Source organism: Streptomyces hokutonensis (assembly GCF_000376565.1).
Lineage (GTDB): Bacteria > Actinomycetota > Actinomycetes > Streptomycetales > Streptomycetaceae > Streptomyces > Streptomyces hokutonensis.
The window spans coordinates 55798-70681 of sequence record NZ_BARG01000069.1 but is presented as its reverse complement, the minus strand read 5'-3'; the positions used below and the strand labels follow the sequence as shown (position 1 = coordinate 70681).

The 14884-nt window shown below is 71.2% G+C and carries 12 protein-coding genes; 3 read left to right on the top strand and 9 right to left on the bottom strand.

Annotated elements, in window-relative coordinates; translation table 11 throughout:
* Nucleotide 1: 1 nt before the first annotated feature.
* Complete coding sequence (nucS, locus tag SSP08S_RS39420) at nucleotides 2–673, bottom strand: endonuclease NucS (protein WP_026179233.1); 672 nt, start codon at nucleotides 671–673, stop codon at nucleotides 2–4.
* A 253-nt stretch (nucleotides 674–926) separates the two neighbouring features.
* Between nucS and SSP08S_RS39415 the strand changes: the two genes are divergently transcribed.
* Entirely contained in the window at nucleotides 927–1319 is a 393-nt protein-coding gene (locus SSP08S_RS39415; RefSeq protein WP_019060740.1) for an SCO5389 family protein, read from the top strand.
* A 79-nt stretch (nucleotides 1320–1398) separates the two neighbouring features.
* Here the strand turns inward: SSP08S_RS39415 and SSP08S_RS39410 are convergent, their stop codons facing one another.
* Nucleotides 1399–2427, bottom strand: coding sequence for an LLM class flavin-dependent oxidoreductase (locus SSP08S_RS39410; protein WP_019073162.1), 1029 nt, complete (start codon nucleotides 2425–2427; stop codon nucleotides 1399–1401).
* 221 nt (nucleotides 2428–2648) lie between these two features.
* Between SSP08S_RS39410 and SSP08S_RS39405 the strand changes: the two genes are divergently transcribed.
* Nucleotides 2649–2981, top strand: coding sequence for an Rv1322 family protein (locus tag SSP08S_RS39405; RefSeq protein ID WP_019073161.1), 333 nt, complete (start codon nucleotides 2649–2651; stop codon nucleotides 2979–2981).
* Between the two features lie 13 nt (nucleotides 2982–2994).
* On the opposite strand, the gene SSP08S_RS39400 is transcribed toward SSP08S_RS39405, so the two are convergent.
* From SSP08S_RS39400 to SSP08S_RS39380, 5 genes are all read right to left on the bottom strand, one after another.
* Nucleotides 2995–3867, bottom strand: coding sequence for an ABC transporter permease (locus tag SSP08S_RS39400; RefSeq protein WP_026179232.1), 873 nt, complete (start codon nucleotides 3865–3867; stop codon nucleotides 2995–2997).
* On the bottom strand, nucleotides 3864–5129 hold the full coding sequence (locus SSP08S_RS39395) for an ABC transporter ATP-binding protein (protein ID WP_019073159.1): 1266 nt from the start codon (nucleotides 5127–5129) through the stop codon (nucleotides 3864–3866). The genes SSP08S_RS39400 and SSP08S_RS39395 overlap by 4 nt, the downstream gene beginning before the upstream one ends.
* 928 nt (nucleotides 5130–6057) lie before the next feature.
* A complete protein-coding gene (locus tag SSP08S_RS39390; protein ID WP_019073158.1) occupies nucleotides 6058–6828 on the bottom strand; it encodes an ABC transporter permease in 771 nt (256 codons plus the stop codon).
* 1 nt (nucleotide 6829) lies between these two features.
* Entirely contained in the window at nucleotides 6830–7807 is a 978-nt protein-coding gene (locus tag SSP08S_RS39385) for an ABC transporter ATP-binding protein (RefSeq protein ID WP_019073157.1), read from the bottom strand.
* Between the two features lie 9 nt (nucleotides 7808–7816).
* Nucleotides 7817–9163 (bottom strand): MDR family MFS transporter, encoded by a 1347-nt coding sequence (locus tag SSP08S_RS39380; RefSeq protein ID WP_019073156.1) that lies wholly within the window; start codon nucleotides 9161–9163, stop codon nucleotides 7817–7819.
* Between the two features lie 99 nt (nucleotides 9164–9262).
* Between SSP08S_RS39380 and SSP08S_RS39375 the strand changes: the two genes are divergently transcribed.
* A complete protein-coding gene (locus tag SSP08S_RS39375) occupies nucleotides 9263–9829 on the top strand; it encodes a TetR/AcrR family transcriptional regulator (protein ID WP_019073155.1) in 567 nt (188 codons plus the stop codon).
* 54 nt (nucleotides 9830–9883) lie between these two features.
* Here SSP08S_RS39375 and SSP08S_RS39370 read toward each other — a convergent pair whose 3' ends face one another.
* Nucleotides 9884–10819, bottom strand: coding sequence for a coiled-coil domain-containing protein (locus SSP08S_RS39370; protein WP_019073154.1), 936 nt, complete (start codon nucleotides 10817–10819; stop codon nucleotides 9884–9886).
* Nucleotides 10820–11012: 193 nt separating this feature from the next.
* Nucleotides 11013–14861: a polarized growth protein Scy gene (scy, locus tag SSP08S_RS39365; RefSeq protein ID WP_019073153.1), complete on the bottom strand. Its 3849-nt coding sequence runs from the start codon at nucleotides 14859–14861 to the stop codon at nucleotides 11013–11015.
* Nucleotides 14862–14884: the final 23 nt, after the last annotated feature.

Sequence of the window (14884 nt, the reverse complement as noted above, 5' to 3'; positions counted from 1 at the left end):
GTCAGAACAGGCGCAGCTTGTCGTCCTCGATGCCGCGCAGGGCGTCGTAGTCCAGGACCGCGCAGCCGATGCCGCGGTCGGTGGCGAGGACGCGGGCCTGCGGTTTGATCTCCTGGGCGGCGAAGATGCCGCGCACCGGGGCGAGATGCGGATCGCGGTTCAACAGGTCCAGATAGCGCGTGAGTTGCTCCACGCCGTCGATCTCGCCGCGCCGCTTGATCTCGACCGCGACGGTCTGGCCGTCGGCGTCCCGGCACAGGATGTCGACCGGTCCGATGGCCGTCATGTACTCGCGGCGGATGAGCGTGTAGCCGTCGCCGAGGGTGTCGATGCGGTCGGCCAGCAACTCCTGGAGGTGCGCTTCCACGCCGTCCTTGATCAGGCCGGGGTCCACGCCGAGCTCGTGCGAGGAGTCGTGGAGGATCTCCTCCATCGTGATGATGAGCTTCTCGCCCGCCTTGTTGATGACGGTCCAGACGCCCTCGTCGTCCCCGGAACCCTCCTTCAGCGTGCAGGGCGGCGACATCCAGTTGAGGGGCTTGTAGGCCCGGTCGTCCGCGTGGATCGAGACGCTGCCGTCCGCCTTCACCAGGATGAGACGGGGGGCGGAGGGGAGGTGGGCGGTGAGCCGGCCCGCGTAGTCCACGGAACACCGGGCAATGACGAGACGCATGGTCGGCAACGCTACTCGACGGGCGACAGTGAACGCGATTCGCCCTGGAAGACCCCTGACGCCCCTTGTTCATTCATGGCCGATTGTGGGCCTATTGAGAGTTCCCTATGTACGCATTCTCCTGGTGCCGCCTCCTTCAGTTGCCTACCGTATAAACGGGAGGTCGCGAGACGTGTACGCAGCGTGTTCGTAATCGCGGACTCCCTTATCTGTCCGGCAACCCCCGCGAGTTGGGGGTGCGAGAGGAGAACCCATGTCGCTCGACGTCTCACCGGCCCTACTCGAAAAGGCCGAGCGAGGCGAGGTCGACGAAGCTGAATTCGTCGACTGCGTCCGGACCTCCCTGCCTTACGCATGGGAGATGATCAGCTCCCTGGTGGCTCAGCTGAAGGTCGACGGCGGTGCGTTCGCCGACAACCAGACGCCGCCGCCGGACGAGCAGGCACGCGGTCAGTTGCTGCGTGCGCTCGCGAGTGACGCGATACGCGGCGCGCTGCAGCGGCACTTCGGTGTGCGGCTGGCCTTCCAGAACTGCCACCGGGTGGCGGTGTTCCCGTTGGACGGCTCGGTCGACGAGACGCTGGCTCGCTTCACCTCGGTGCGCAGCCAACTGCTGAACCAGTCCCCGGAGTTCAGGGACTGCTGACGAGGCGATGCGCATTGCTTGCCGCTCCGTACGCGGGAGGTGCTTTCTGTACTGGGGCGGCAAGCTCCCCGCACGTTGCTCAGCCGAGGTGCGGGAGCACCTCGGCACCCAGCCGCCGTACGTTCTCCTCGGTCGACGCCAGGTCCCCGGAGCCCTCGACGAGCAGCGCGAAGCGGGAGATGCCGGTCCGCTCCGAGGTCGCCGCGAGCCGGTCCACGCACAGTCGCGGGGTGCCCACCGGGTGCAGTCCGCAGAGGAGTTCGGTGTACGCCAGCGGGTCGCGCATCCGGCGCTCGCGGTCGTCCACCGTCACATGGGCGTCCAGCCCCTGCTTCAGCCAGCCCGGCATCGCCTTCACGAGCGCCTCCACCGCGTCCGCCCGCTTGTCCGCGATCTGGCAGACCCCGGCCGACACATGGGCCGCGTCCCGGATCTCCTCCGCCGACCGCCCGGCCGCCCGCGCCAACTGCCGCCACAGGGCGACCATCTCGGCCTTCTCCTCGTCCCCGACATGCATGCCGAGCAGCATCGGCAGGCCCCGCTCGGCCGCCAGCCGCACGCTCGCGGGGGAGGTGCAGGCGACGACGACCTCGGGGCCCGGCGCGTCCGACAGCGCCTCCGACGGCCTTGGTACGACGGGGACTTCACGGAACGCGTAGCGGTCACCGGTGCCCGCGACCGAGGGCTCTCGCAGCCAGCTCATCAGCAGATCCAGTGATTCCGGGAACCCCTGTTCGTACGCCGAGAGGCCCGCGCCGAACACCTCCAGGTCGACCCACGGCCCGCCGCGCCCGACGCCCAGCGAGAAGCGCCCCCCGCTCGTCACATGCAGCAGCGCGGCCTGCTCGCCCAGGGCGACCGGATGGACGGTGGGCAGCACACTGACCGCGGTGCCGACGCGGATGCGCTCGGTGCGGCCCAGCAGTAAGGCGGCCAGGGTGACCGCGGACGGGCAGGTGCCGTAGGGCACGAAGTGGTGTTCGGCCAGCCAGGCCGTGTCGAGACCGGCTTCTTCGGCGAGCTCCACCGAGCGGACCGCGCGGTGCAGCGCCTCCCCCTGGCCCTGCCCCGGGAACTGGGCCGCCAACACAAAACTTCCGACGCGCATGGTTCTTCCTGCTTCCTCGGCTCCGACACGGAGCTCCCCCACCGGGCATAACCGTCCGACACGTGCCTAGGACACGGCCTCGCGGAGAGATTTGCGGATTGTCTGCAGAATGTGCGGCCCTGAGGGGGACTTGTATGGGTTGATGCCCTTCGCGCACCCCTGTGTGGGGCACGTAGGCTGGACACAGCCCGTGCCTCCTGTATAGCCCCGTGAGGTGTTCTGTGTCCCCGCGTCGCAACCGACCCAAGGAGTCCGGTTCCCCCGGCCCCAGCGCCGACGACGACCGCTCCGGCCGCTACGGCGGCTGGCAGTCCACGGAGCACTGGCAGGGCGAGGAGTGGAGCGTGCGCCATGTCGCCGGGGCCAGCGCCGAGGGCAAGACGTACCGCTGCCCCGGCTGCGACCAGCAGATTCCCTCCGGCGTCCCGCATGTGGTGGCCTGGCCCGAGCACTCGGGCGTGGACGACCGACGGCACTGGCACAAGGCGTGCTGGAACGCGAAGGACCGCCGCACCACACGGGTGCAGCGGTCCAGGAACGCGCCGAAGTTCTAGTAGGTGTTCCTGCTCACACGTCCCGCTTCTCCAGCAGCGCGACGGCGCCCGCGAACGCGACGGCCGTCACGCCCACGATGATCCACAGCGGGTCCCAGCCCGAAGGGCCGGACTCGCTCAGGGAGTTGGAGTAGAAGACGCTCAGCTGGTTCGGGATCGAGTACTCGAACAGCGCCTGCCGTACGTTCTCCAGGGACTGCGAGAACATGAACAGGGCGACGACCAGCGGCGCGAGCACGGCGCCGATCATGATGGTGATCGCGCCCGCCGAGTGCCGGATGATCGAGCCGACGATCAGCGAGAGCAGCCCGAGCAGCGCGATGTAGAGGGAGACCCCGAGGGTCCCCTTCAGCCACTCGCCTGCGGACGGGTCCTTGGCGCCGTTGTCCTTCAGCAGCGAGGCGTCCACGAACGCGATGAACGACGTGGTCACCAGCGTCACCACGAAGGCGACCGCGAAGAACACGATCGACTTCGCCGCGAGCACGCGGGCCCGGCTCGGGCAGGCCGTCATCGTCGTGCGGATCATGCCGGTGCCGTACTCGGAGGCCGTGGTCAGCACGCCGAGCGTGATGATGCACATGAGGCCGAGCAGCAGTCCGAAGAAGCCCAGGGAGAGCGGGTTCTCGCCGTTCATCTCGGACGAGGAGTTGCTGACCACCACGGCGGCGAGCAGCCCGATGCCGAGCACGAGGACGACGAAGACTCCGAGCGTCCAGATCGTCGAGCGCACCGACTTGATCTTCGTCCACTCGGAGGCCAGCGCATGCCCGAGATGCGTCCGCACCACGGGGATCGGCGAGGTGTACCCACCGTACGAAGGACCGTTCGCCGCCTGCCAGTTGGGCGCGGCTGCCGGCGGCATCGGAAGCTGGGGCGTACTCATCGGGCGTCCTCGGGCTTGGTCAGGTCGGGAGTGGGGGCGGAGGCGGGAGCGGCCGGGGCGGCGTCCGCGGCCGGAGGCGCGTCCTGGGGCGGCTGTGGCGGCGTCTGCGGGGCCACGGGGGTCGGAGGCCCGTACGGTCCCGGTACGGCCCCGTCGGGCGCCGCAGGGGCGGCGTACGGGTTCGGGGCGCCGTAAGGATTCGCCGGCGGCTGGCCCATCGCGAACGGCTGCCCGCCCTGCGCCGGTGACGGCGGCGCGTACCAGCCGGGCTGGCCCTGCCCGGGCACCGGCATCGGCGGCTGCGCGCCCGGCGGCACCGGCTGCATCAGACCGGCCTTCTGGTCGATCGTCGAGCGGTAGTCGACGGCCCCCTGCGTCATCCGCATGTACGCCTCCTCCAGCGAGGCCTGATGCGGGGACAGCTCCCACAGTCGTACGTCCGTGTCGTGCGCGATGTCGCTGATGCGGGGGAGCGGCAGTCCGGTCACGCGCAGCCCGCCGTCCTGCTCGGGCAGTACGTGGCCGCCCGCCTCGGTCAGCGCGGAGGTCAGCTTTTCGCGCAGCTGCGGCTCGGTGTCCGGGGTGCGCACGCGCGCGAAGTCGGCGGAGTTGGCCGAGATGAAGTCCCGGACGCTCATGTCCGAGAGCAGCTGGCCGCGCCCGATCACGATCAGGTGGTCGGCCGTCAGCGCCATCTCGCTCATCAGGTGCGAGGAGACGAAGACGGTACGGCCCTCCGCCGCGAGCGCCTTCATCAGGTTCCGCACCCAGAGGATGCCCTCGGGGTCGAGGCCGTTGACCGGTTCGTCGAAGAGCAGCACCTGCGGGTCGCCGAGGAGCGCGGCGGCGATGCCGAGCCGCTGGCCCATGCCGAGGGAGAAGCCCTTGGAGCGCTTTCTCGCCACGTCCTGGAGGCCCACGACCCCGAGCACCTCGTCCACCCGCCGGGCCGGGATGCCCGAGAGCTGGGCCAGGCTGAGCAGATGGCTGCGGGCGCTGCGGCCGCCGTGCACGGCCTTGGCGTCGAGCAGGGCGCCGACCTGACGGGGGGCGTTGGGCAGCTTGCGGTAGGGGAAGCCGCCGATCGTCACCTGTCCCGACGTGGGGTTGTCCAGGCCGAGGATCATGCGCATCGTCGTCGACTTGCCCGAGCCGTTGGGCCCGAGGAAACCGGTGACGGCACCGGGCCGCACCTGGAAGGAAAGGTTGTACACGGCGGTCTTGTCGCCGTAGCGCTTGGTCAGGCCGACAGCCTCGATCATGCTCCGCACCCATCGAAAGGATCAGGACAGCAGGGCGCACGCCCCCGTAAGGGTTAGGAGGATATCGGGGCGCTGACGGTTCCGCTCAAGAGAAAGTAAAGCGATGGCCTTGGGTCGGGCCGGCTGGACCGGCTGGGCCGGTTGGAGGTGCAGGGGTGTGCCCGGGGCGGGCGGTGTGATGCGAGGCGCCTTGACGGCGGTGTTCTCACGCGCCGCCCACCGCACGCCCGCACGACTCCGCGCACGGCGCCGTCGGCGACGGTCGCCGGTGCCGGCGTCTCCGCTGCCGTGCCGCCGAGGGTGTCGGGCCTTGCCCGGGCTCTGTTCGCAGGTCTTGTCCTGCGTCGCTGGTGCCTCGTGATTCGTGGCGGCGGCCCCATCGTGTAGTTCGCGTTGCCCGTCGGTGTCGGTGTCGGCGTCCTCGTCGTCGTGTGGTCGAGGGCGTCGGTCCTGCCCGGGCTCCGTTCGCGGGTCCCGTCCGGGTGGTGCTGATGTCCCGTTTTCGCGCGGCGAGCCTTTTCGCGTCGTCGGCGTCGCCCGTCGGTGTCGGCGTCACCGTCGCTGCGTGGCCGAAGGCATCGGGCGGCGCTCGCGCTCTGCCCGGTGCCACTGATATTTCGCATTCGTGCGGTCGCCCCCCTCGCGTCGCCGGCCCGCGTCACCCGCCGACGCCTGCGCCCCCCGTCGCCGTGCGGCCGAGGGCGTCGGGCCTCGCCCGGGCGCCGTTCGCGCGCCACGCCCGGGCATCGTTGATGTCCCGGATTCGGGCGGGTGGCCCCCCGCGTTGCCCGCCGATGCCGGCGTCCCTTGCCCTCGTGCGGCCGAGGCATCGGGGGCGCCGCCCAGCCACCGTTCGCGCGCCCGCCTCGGCACCGCGGCGGCCCCGCCCCCCTGCCGTTGACCCCGCGAGCCGATTGCCGGCGAAGTCCTACGCGTCCCGTCGCTTCAGCAGTACGTACGCGCCGATCAGTGCCGCCGCCACCCACAGGGCCATGATGCCGAAGCCGCCCCAGGGGCCGTACGGTGCCGAGTCGTCGACCGGGGTGACCACCTGCATGATCTTGCTGCCGGCCTGGTCGGGGAGGTACTGGCCGATCTTCTTCGTCGCGGAGACGTTGCCGAGGATGTTGGAGATCAGGAAGAAGAAGGGCATCAGGATGCCCAGCGAGAGCATCGGGGAGCGCAGCATCGAGGCGACGCCCATGGAGAACATCGCGATCAGGGTCATGTAGAGGCCGCCGCCGATCACCGCGCGCAGCACGCCGGAGTCGCCGATCTCCGCCCTGTGGGAGCCGAGCATCGCCTGGCCGAGGAAGAACGTGACGAAGCTGGTCACCAGGCCGACGACGAGGCAGAGTCCGGTGGCCACCGCGATCTTGCCGAAGAGGAAGGTGCCGCGCTGCGGGACCGCCGCGAGGGACGTGCGGATCATGCCGGTGCTGTACTCGTTCGACACGACGAGCACCCCGAACACGATCATCGCCAGCTGCCCGAGACTCATCCCGGCGAAGCTGATGAAGGTGGGGTCGAAGGAGAGTTTGTCCTTCTCGCTCATGTCGTTGAACTGGTTCTTCGACAGCGCCGAGATCAGCATGCCGAGCCCGATCGTCACCACCAGGGCGAGCGAGAGCGTCCATACCGTCGATGCCACGGAGCGGATCTTCGTCCACTCCGACCGGATGACCTGGGTCGCCGCCATGTCAGTCCTTCTTCCAGCCGTCGCCCCAGCCCTGCCGCTGCTCGGCAGGTGCCACGGGGAGCGAGGGGGGTGCGTCGGAATGCGCGTGGTATTCCACCGACTCCGCGGTCAACTGCATGAACGCCTCCTCCAGGGAGGCCTGTTGGGGACTCAGCTCGTGCAGCACGAGCTGGTGCTGCGCCGCCAGCTCACCGATCTGCTCGGACTTGCCGCCGTCCACCTCGAGGGTCCCGTTGCCGGACTCGACGACGGTGACCCCGGCCTGGTGCAGCACGTCGAGCAGCCGCTCGCGGTGCGGGGTGCGGATCCGGACGTAGGACCGCGAGTTCTGCTGGATGAAGTCGGCCATGGAGGTGTCCGCGAGGAGGCGGCCCTGGCCGATGACGACGAGGTGATCGGCCGTCAGCGCCATCTCGCTCATCAGGTGCGAGGAGACGAAGACCGTACGGCCTTGCGCGGCAAGGGACTTCATCAGATTGCGGATCCAGTGGATGCCCTCGGGGTCGAGCCCGTTGACCGGCTCGTCGAACATGAGGATGCGGGGGTCGCCCAGCAGCGCGCCCGCGATGCCGAGCCGCTGGCCCATGCCGAGTGAGAACCCCTTGGCCTTCTTCTTGGCCACGGCCGTGAGCCCTACGGTGTCGAGCACTTCGTGCACCCGGCTGTTCGGGATGCCGTTGCTCTGCGCCAGGCACAGCAGGTGGTTGAAGGCGCTGCGGCCGCCGTGCATGGCCTTGGCGTCGAGGAGGGCGCCGATGTACTTCAGCGGATCCTTGAGCTGGTCGTAGTGCTGGCCGTCGATGCGGACGTCACCGGCGGTCGGCCGGTCGAGCCCGAGCATCATGCGCATGGTCGTCGACTTGCCGGCGCCGTTCGGGCCGAGGAAGCCCGTGACGATGCCCGGCCTCACGGCGAAGGTGAGGTTGTTCACCGCCACCTTGTCGCCGTACCGCTTGGTCAGCCCCTCGAGCTCGATCATGCGGCCACGTTAGGACCGCTGTTGGGCTGATGCCACCCGGACGGGCAAACAGAGTCCGACGGCACAGGCAACAACCGTGAACGCCGTCGCCCAGCCGAATGCGTGCGGGAAAGCGGAGGCGCCCTCGCCGTGCGCGAGGACCGTCGCCAGTACGGCGGTGCCGACGCCGCCGCCGAGCTGCTGCACGATCCGGACGGTCGTGCTCGCGTGCGGGATACGGGCGCGGTCGAGCCCCTGGTACGCGCCCACCATGACGGCCATGTTGGCCGCGCTCATCCCGAAGCCGCGCACCACCAGGGCGACGGTGAGCAGCACGGCGCCGGGCTGCGGGAAGAGGAAGGGGAGGGTGCCCAGCGCGCACAGCAGCATGCCCGCCACGGCGACCGGGCGCGGTCCGAGCCGGTCGGTGAGCGGTCCGGTGGCCCGGGCCAGCAGGCTGCCGAGCCCCTGCGGCGCCAGCAGCAGCCCGGCCGCGATCACGCCCTCGCCGCGCACCTGTTGGTAGTAGAGGGGGAGCAGGAACATCCCGCCGAAGAGGGCCAGCCCGTTCAGGAACGTCAGGAGGGAGGAGAGGGCGAAGGCCCGGTCCTGGAACAGCCGCAGATCGACGAGGGGTTCACGGGCGCGCAGCGCGTGCCGGGCGAACAGGGCGATGAGCACGGCGCCCACAGGGATCGCGCTCGCCCGGGTCACGCCGGTCTCGGACAGGCCGTAGACCAGGGTGGCGAGGCCGGGGGAGAGGAGCAGGAGGCCGGTCAGGTCCAGGTGGTGGCCGGGGCGGGGGGTGTCCCTCGGGACGCCGCGCCAGGCCAGGGCGAGGGCCAGGAGGCAGACGGGCAGGTTGACGTAGAAGATCCAGCGCCAGCTGAGGTGGCCGACGATCAGGCCGCCGAGGACCGGGCCGAGGACCGGTACGACTACGACGGGCAGGGTGATCACCGCCATCAGGCGGCCGAGGCTGCGGCCGTCTGCGGCGCGCATGACCAGGGTCTGGAGGACCGGCAGCAGCAGGCCGCCGCCGATGCCCTGGAGGATCCGGAAGGCGATCAGTGAGCCGATGTTCCAGGCGAGGCCGCAGAGGACGGATCCGGCGAGGAAGAGGGTGAGTGCGCCGAGCCAGACGTGGCGGGAGTCGAAGCGTTCGACGGCCCAGCCTGAGACCGGGACCACCGTGGCGAGGGCCAGGAGGTACGCCGTGCTGACCCACTGCAGGCTCGTCGTGGAGGCGTTCAGGTCGTGGCCCAGGGAGTGCAGGGCTATGGAGACGATCGTGCTGTCGAGGAGCGGGGCGAGGGCGCCGAGGACGAGGATGCCGGCGAGTTTGCGGACGGCGGGGTCGAGGCGTTCCTTGGGCATGCGGATCTCTCCCGGATTTTAAGAGACGGTGCGTCTCTAATGGAGACGATAGGCTGACCTGGATTGGAGACGCAAGGTCTCTTAAGGGAGGTGTGCGGATTGGTCGAGGAGGGCACGCGGCGGCGGGGTGCCGCCCTGGAGGCCGACATTCTGGACGCCACCTGGGCCGAGCTGATGGCCGTCGGATACGCCAGGCTCACCATGGAGGGCGTCGCCGCCCGGGCCCGTACCGGGAAACAGGTCCTCTACCGCCGCTGGCGCAACCGCGCGGACCTCGTGATCGCCGCCATACGCCACCACAGCGGGGCCATCGCGGACCGGGTCCCGGACACGGGTTCACTGCGCGGGGACGTCCTCGCCGTGCTGCGGCTGATGGCCGAGCGGCAGCGCGAACTCGGCCCGGACGTCGTCCACGGTCTGATGGCCGAGGCGGGGGACCGGAAATCGGAAGCCGTCGAGATCATGCACGGTGTGATGACGACGGTGCTGGAGCGGGCCGCCGAGCGGGGCGAGGTACCCACGGCCGACCTTCCGGAGCGGATCGTCACCCTGCCCGCCGACCTCCTGCGCCACGAGATCGTCCTGAGCGACCGGCTGGTGACGGAGGCGACGCTGGAGGAGATCGTGGACGACGTGTTCCTGCCGCTGGTGACCGGGCACGGCTGAGGCCCGCACTCCCCGAAGGGAATGCGGGCCTCAGCCGTACGGACTACCGCCTGACTACCGGGACTGCTGAGCCGGAACCCCACGGGAGATGGGCTCGTCCTCGACCGGAGAGCTCGCGGCGGCCACCGCGGCGCCGGTGAGCGTGGCGAGCATCTCGCGCACGTTCGTCAGCTGCGCGTTGATGCTGTCGCGGCGGTTGGTGAGGGCGGCCAGCTCGCGCTCGGACTCCGAACGGATCCGGTCGGCCTTGGCGTTCGCGTCGGCCACGATGTCCTCGGCCTGGCGCTGAGCCGTCTCCACCGTCTGGCGGGCGCGGCGCTCGGCGTCCGTGCGCAGCTTCTCGGCCTCCAGCCGGAGCTGCTCCGCGCGGTGCTCGATCTCCGCGAGGCGCTTCTCCGCCTTCTGCTGACGGGACGCCAGGTCGCGCTCGGACTGCTCGCGGCGCTTGGCGAGGTTCGTCTCGAAGTCCGCGGCGGCCTGCGCGGCCTTGGCGCGGGTCTCCTCGAAGAGGGCGTCGGCCTCCTCGCGCTTCGACTGGGCGTCCTTCTGGGCCTCGCCGCGCAGCTGGGAGGCGTCGCTCTTGGCCTTCTCGACGATCCGGACGCCCTCGTCCTCCGCCTTGGCCTTGCGCTCCGCAGCGAACGATTCTGCGTCGTTGCGGACCTGCTGGGCCGCGGACTCCGCGAGTTCGCGGTGCTGCTCGGCCGCGCGCCGGGCCTCCTCGCGCAGATCCTTGGCCTCTTCCTCGGCGAGGCGGAGGATCTTCTCGACCCGCGCGCCGAGGCCGGCGTACGACGGCTCCGCGTCGCTGACCTGGGCCTGGGCGTTCTGCGTTTCGAGGTGGAGCTCCTCGATGCGCTTTTCAAGAGCAGTGATACGAGCCAGAGCGCTGTCACGGTCGGAGACGAGCTTCGAGATGCGTTCGTCCACCTGAGCGCGGTCGTACCCACGCCGCACAAGCTCGAAGCCGTAGGGGGAAGTGTCGCTCATGGGGTTCCTGTCGAATGAGACCGGTGAGGTGATAGGTGGAATCCTAGGGGCCGAAGCGGTGTGTCATCGAGCGGATACGTGTTTGATCTGGAGAATGACACCTCTTTTGAGTGGCTAACCGTCCGACCGCTTGCCAAAGACCGGGACAAAGGCACCAGAACGCCCGAACCTCACAGCAGGTTCTTAACCTTCGCTAGCCTTCAACCGACTTGCCACCCGAACGAGTTGCGCCCGCGGCGGCGCCGGCCTTGACCGCGCCGTCCTTGGCCGCCGTCGGGGCCTCAAAAGACTCCAACGCTTCAAGGACGTCCTGGACACGGGAGATTTCGGCATTGATGTCCTCGCGGCGGCGGACCAGCACGTCGAGTTCGCGCTTGCCCTCCTCCACCGTGCGCCGGGCCTCGCGGATCGCCTCCGCCTTCAGGTCCTCGGCCTCACGGATCAGCGTGGACTTCTTCTGCTCGGCCTCCTTGAGGAGACCCTCCGCCTTCTTCACGGCGGCGATACGGACCTTGCCCGCCTCCGAGTTGGCCTCCGAGACCAGCTCCTTGGCCTTCAGCTGCGCCTTGCCGAGCTGCTCCTCGGCCGCCTTGATGAGCGCGTCGCAGCGGTCGCCGGCCGACCGCATCGTCTCCGCGGACTCACGGCGGGCCCGCTCGTGCAGGCTCTCGATCTCGCTGGTGATGCGGTCGCGCAGCTCCTCGGCCCGCTCCCTTATGGCGGTGGCGTCCCGGCGCGCGCCGACCAGCAGCTCGTCCGCGTCCGTACGGGCCTGCTCCACCCGGGAGTTGCCCTCGACGGTGCCCTCGGACACCAGCCGGTCCGCCTCCTTGCGGGCCGCGCCCACCATGGAGTCGGCCTGCGCCTCGGCGTCCGCCGTGGTCTTCTGCGCCTGCTGCTGCGCCTCGCTGAGAAGCTTGTCGGCCTCCGCCGCGGTCTCCGTGATGAGCGTGTCGACCTGCTCGGCCACGTCCGACCGGCGTTTGTTGGCCTCCTTGCGGGCCTCGTCCAGCGTCCGCTCGGACTCCTCACGCGCCGCCGTGGTGACCCGCTCGGCCTCCGCCTCCGCGTCCGCCCGCAGCCGCGCGGCCTCGGCCCGGGTCCGCTCGGCGTGCAGCTGCGCGGCCCCGACCGTCTCGGCGGCCTCGGCGCGCAGCCGCTCCGCGTCCCCGGTCGCGTCCGAGATCAGCTTCTCGGCCTTGGCCACGGCCTCCGAACGCACCCGCTCGGCCTCGGCGGCCGTCTCCGTCTGGAGCCGCTCCGCCTCCGCCGTCACCTCGGTGATGAGGGTGTCGGCCTGCGTCGCCGCGTCCGAACGGATCCGGTTGGCGTCCTCGCGGGCGTCCGCCCGGGCCCGCGCCGCGTCCTGGTCGGCCTGAGCGATCGCGTCCGCCGCCTCCGTGCGCCCCCGCTGGAGGTGCTCGGCGGCCTCCGAACGCATCCGCTCGGACTCCGCGATCGCCTCCGCGACCGTGCGCTCCGCGAGCGCCTTGGCGGCGTCCGTCTCCTCGCCGGCCACCCGACGGATGCGGTTGGCGTCCTCGGTGGCCCGCTCCCGCTCGCTGTAGGCGTCGGCGCGGACCCGGTCCGCCTCCTCCTGCGCCTCGCGCCGCACCCGGTCCGCGACATGCTCGGCGGCCGACCGCAGCCCCTGGATCTCCTCCTGGGCCTGCTCGTGCAGCCCGGCGACGGACTCCCGCACCTGCTGGGCGTGCTGCTCGGCGCCCGACACCATCTCGGTGGCGCGCCGGTCGGCCTCCTCGACCAGCCGGACCGCCTCGGCCTGCGCCTCCTCCACCCGGTTGCGGGCGGAGGCGAGCAGCTCCTCGCTCTGCTCCCGGGCCCGCTCGCGCTCCTGCCCGGCCTCCTCACGGGCCGACCCGAGCAGCTCCTCGGCCTCACGACGACGCCGTACGGCCTCCTCCTGGGCGGCGGCCAGCGTCTCCGACGCCTCGATGGCGAGACGCTCGGCGGCGGCCTGCGCCTCCGCGCGGACCCGGTCGGCGGTGTCCTGCGCCTCGGTCTTGAGCCGCTCGGCCTCGGCGGACGCCTCGGACCGCAGCCGTACGGCGATGGACTCGCCCTCGGCGCGGGAGGCGGACGCGTCGGCGGCGGCCTCGTTGCGCAGCCGGTCGGCCTCCGCCTCGGCCTGTGCCTGGAGGGAGCGGATGCGGTCGGCGGCCTCGCCGCGCAGGCGCTCCGTCTCCTCGGCGGCCTCGCGGCGGATCCGCTCGGCCTCCTCGCGGGCGTCGGTCAGGGCCTGTTCGGCCGCGGCGAGCCGCTCCTCGGTCTCGGTGTGCAGCCGCCTCAGGCCCTCGGCGGCCTCCTCGCGGCGCGCCTCTATGGCCCGCTCGGTCTCGTCGCGCAGATCGCGCGCGGCCTGTTCGGCGTCCGCCTTGATGCCCTCGGACTGCTCGACGACCTCCGCGCGGTGCCGCTCGGCCTCCTTGCGGGTGCGGTCGAGGGTCTCCTCGGCCTGCCGGCGCAGGGTGGTGGCGCGCTCGATGGCCTCGGTGCGGACCTTCTCGCTGTCCGTGGTGGCGGTCTGGCGCAGCTCGTCGGCGTCGGCCCGGGCCTTGGACAGCAGCTCCTCGGCGGTCCTGGCCGCCTCCTCGATCTGCTGGACGGCCTCGCGGCGGGCCTCGGCGCGGATGCGCTCGCCCTCGCCGACCGCGTCGGCGCGCAGCTGCTCGGCCTCGCCGCGCAGCCGGCGCGCCTCCTCCTGCAGCTCGACCGTCTTGGCGCGGTACTCCTTGGTGTCGTCCTTCGCCGCGCCCTTGAGCCCCTCGGCGATGTCGTGCGCCTGGGCGCGCAGCCGGTCGGCCTCGGCCTCCGCCTCGGAGCGGATCCGCTCGGCCTCCTCGGCGGCGGCCTTCGTGGTGTTCTTGGCGTCCTCGGACGCCTTGTCGAGGACGTCCTCGGCGGTGCGGGCGGCCTTGGCGAGCTGGGAGGCGGTCTCCTCGGCGGTGAGGCTGCGGGCGTTCTCCTCGGCCTCCGCGATGATCTTCTCGGCCTTGGCCTGGGCCTCGGCGACGACCTGATCGGCGTCCGCCTTGGTGGTCTCGGCCTCCTTGGTGGCCTCGGTGACCAGCCGGGCGACCTGCTCCTTCGCCGTACGGGTGCGCTGCTCGTTGGCCGACTCGGCGCTCGCGAGGGCCTTGGCCGCGGCCTCCTTGGCCTCGGTGAGGACCTTCTCGGCCTCCATGCGCGCTTCACGCAGTGAGGTTTCGGCCTCCGCCATCCGCAGCTCGGCGGCCCGGCTCAGCTCGGTGGCCTGCCGGCGGGCGGAATCCGACTCGTTGACCGTGGAACTGCGCAGCTGCTCGGCGTGATCGGTGGCTTCCTGGGCCTGGCTGGAGGCCGCGTTCAGCAGGCGTTCGGCGTCCGTACGGGCGCGCCGCAGCAGTGCCTCGGCCTCCGAGCGGGCGGCCTCGGCGTCCATCTCCAGCCGCTGCCGGGCCTCGGCGGCGACCCGCTCGGCCTCGGCGCGGGCGGCGGCCAGCGCCTGCTCGGCCTCGGCGCGGGACTCCTCGACGAGCCGGCGGGCCTGGGCCTCGGAGCGGGCGCGCAGCTGCTCGGCCCACGCCACGTTCTCGTTGACGTGCGACTCGACGGTCTGCCGGCGCTCGCCCAGCTCCTGGTCGAGCTGCTGGCGCCGGGTCACGGCCTCCTGGTGCAGCTCCGCCTGGAGGCGGGCCGCGTTCTCCGCGTGTTCCTGGAGGATGCGCTGGGTCTGCGCGCGGGCCTGGCTGAGCTCCCGCTCGGCGTCCTGGCGCAGCTGGTCGGCCTGGATCTGGGCATTACGGAGCATCTGCTCGGCCTGGTAGCCGATGTCGCCGCCCTCGTATGCCGGGCGGGACATGAGGGTGCGGCGCGCCTCGTGGAGCTTGGCGCGCAACACCTCGACCTGGTAGCCGAGGTCCTCGGCATGCTGGATCGCCTTTTCCCGCTCGGTCTTCAGCCGCTCCATCTCGGCCTCGAACCGAGAGAGGTGGTCGACGTCAGCCGCCGGCTCTCGCTCCTGGCGTTCGTAGCCCCGCACTGCGCGGTCCCATCCGTCCCCTG

What these genes read in the sequence shown, in the direction of transcription:
- SSP08S_RS39415 (WP_019060740.1), top strand. Translation starts at nt 927, where the DNA reads ATGTCGCTCGACGTCTCACCGGCCCTACTCGAAAAGGCCGAGCGAGGC.
- SSP08S_RS39385 (WP_019073157.1), bottom strand. Translation starts at nt 7,807, where the DNA reads ATGATCGAGCTCGAGGGGCTGACCAAGCGGTACGGCGACAAGGTGGCG.
- SSP08S_RS39390 (WP_019073158.1), bottom strand. Translation starts at nt 6,828, where the DNA reads ATGGCGGCGACCCAGGTCATCCGGTCGGAGTGGACGAAGATCCGCTCC.
- nucS (WP_026179233.1), bottom strand. Translation starts at nt 673, where the DNA reads ATGCGTCTCGTCATTGCCCGGTGTTCCGTGGACTACGCGGGCCGGCTC.
- SSP08S_RS39395 (WP_019073159.1), bottom strand. Translation starts at nt 5,129, where the DNA reads ATGATCGAGGCTGTCGGCCTGACCAAGCGCTACGGCGACAAGACCGCC.
- SSP08S_RS39380 (WP_019073156.1), bottom strand. Translation starts at nt 9,163, where the DNA reads ATGCCCAAGGAACGCCTCGACCCCGCCGTCCGCAAACTCGCCGGCATC.
- SSP08S_RS39400 (WP_026179232.1), bottom strand. Translation starts at nt 3,867, where the DNA reads ATGAGTACGCCCCAGCTTCCGATGCCGCCGGCAGCCGCGCCCAACTGG.
- SSP08S_RS39410 (WP_019073162.1), bottom strand. Translation starts at nt 2,427, where the DNA reads ATGCGCGTCGGAAGTTTTGTGTTGGCGGCCCAGTTCCCGGGGCAGGGC.
- SSP08S_RS39370 (WP_019073154.1), bottom strand. Translation starts at nt 10,819, where the DNA reads ATGAGCGACACTTCCCCCTACGGCTTCGAGCTTGTGCGGCGTGGGTAC.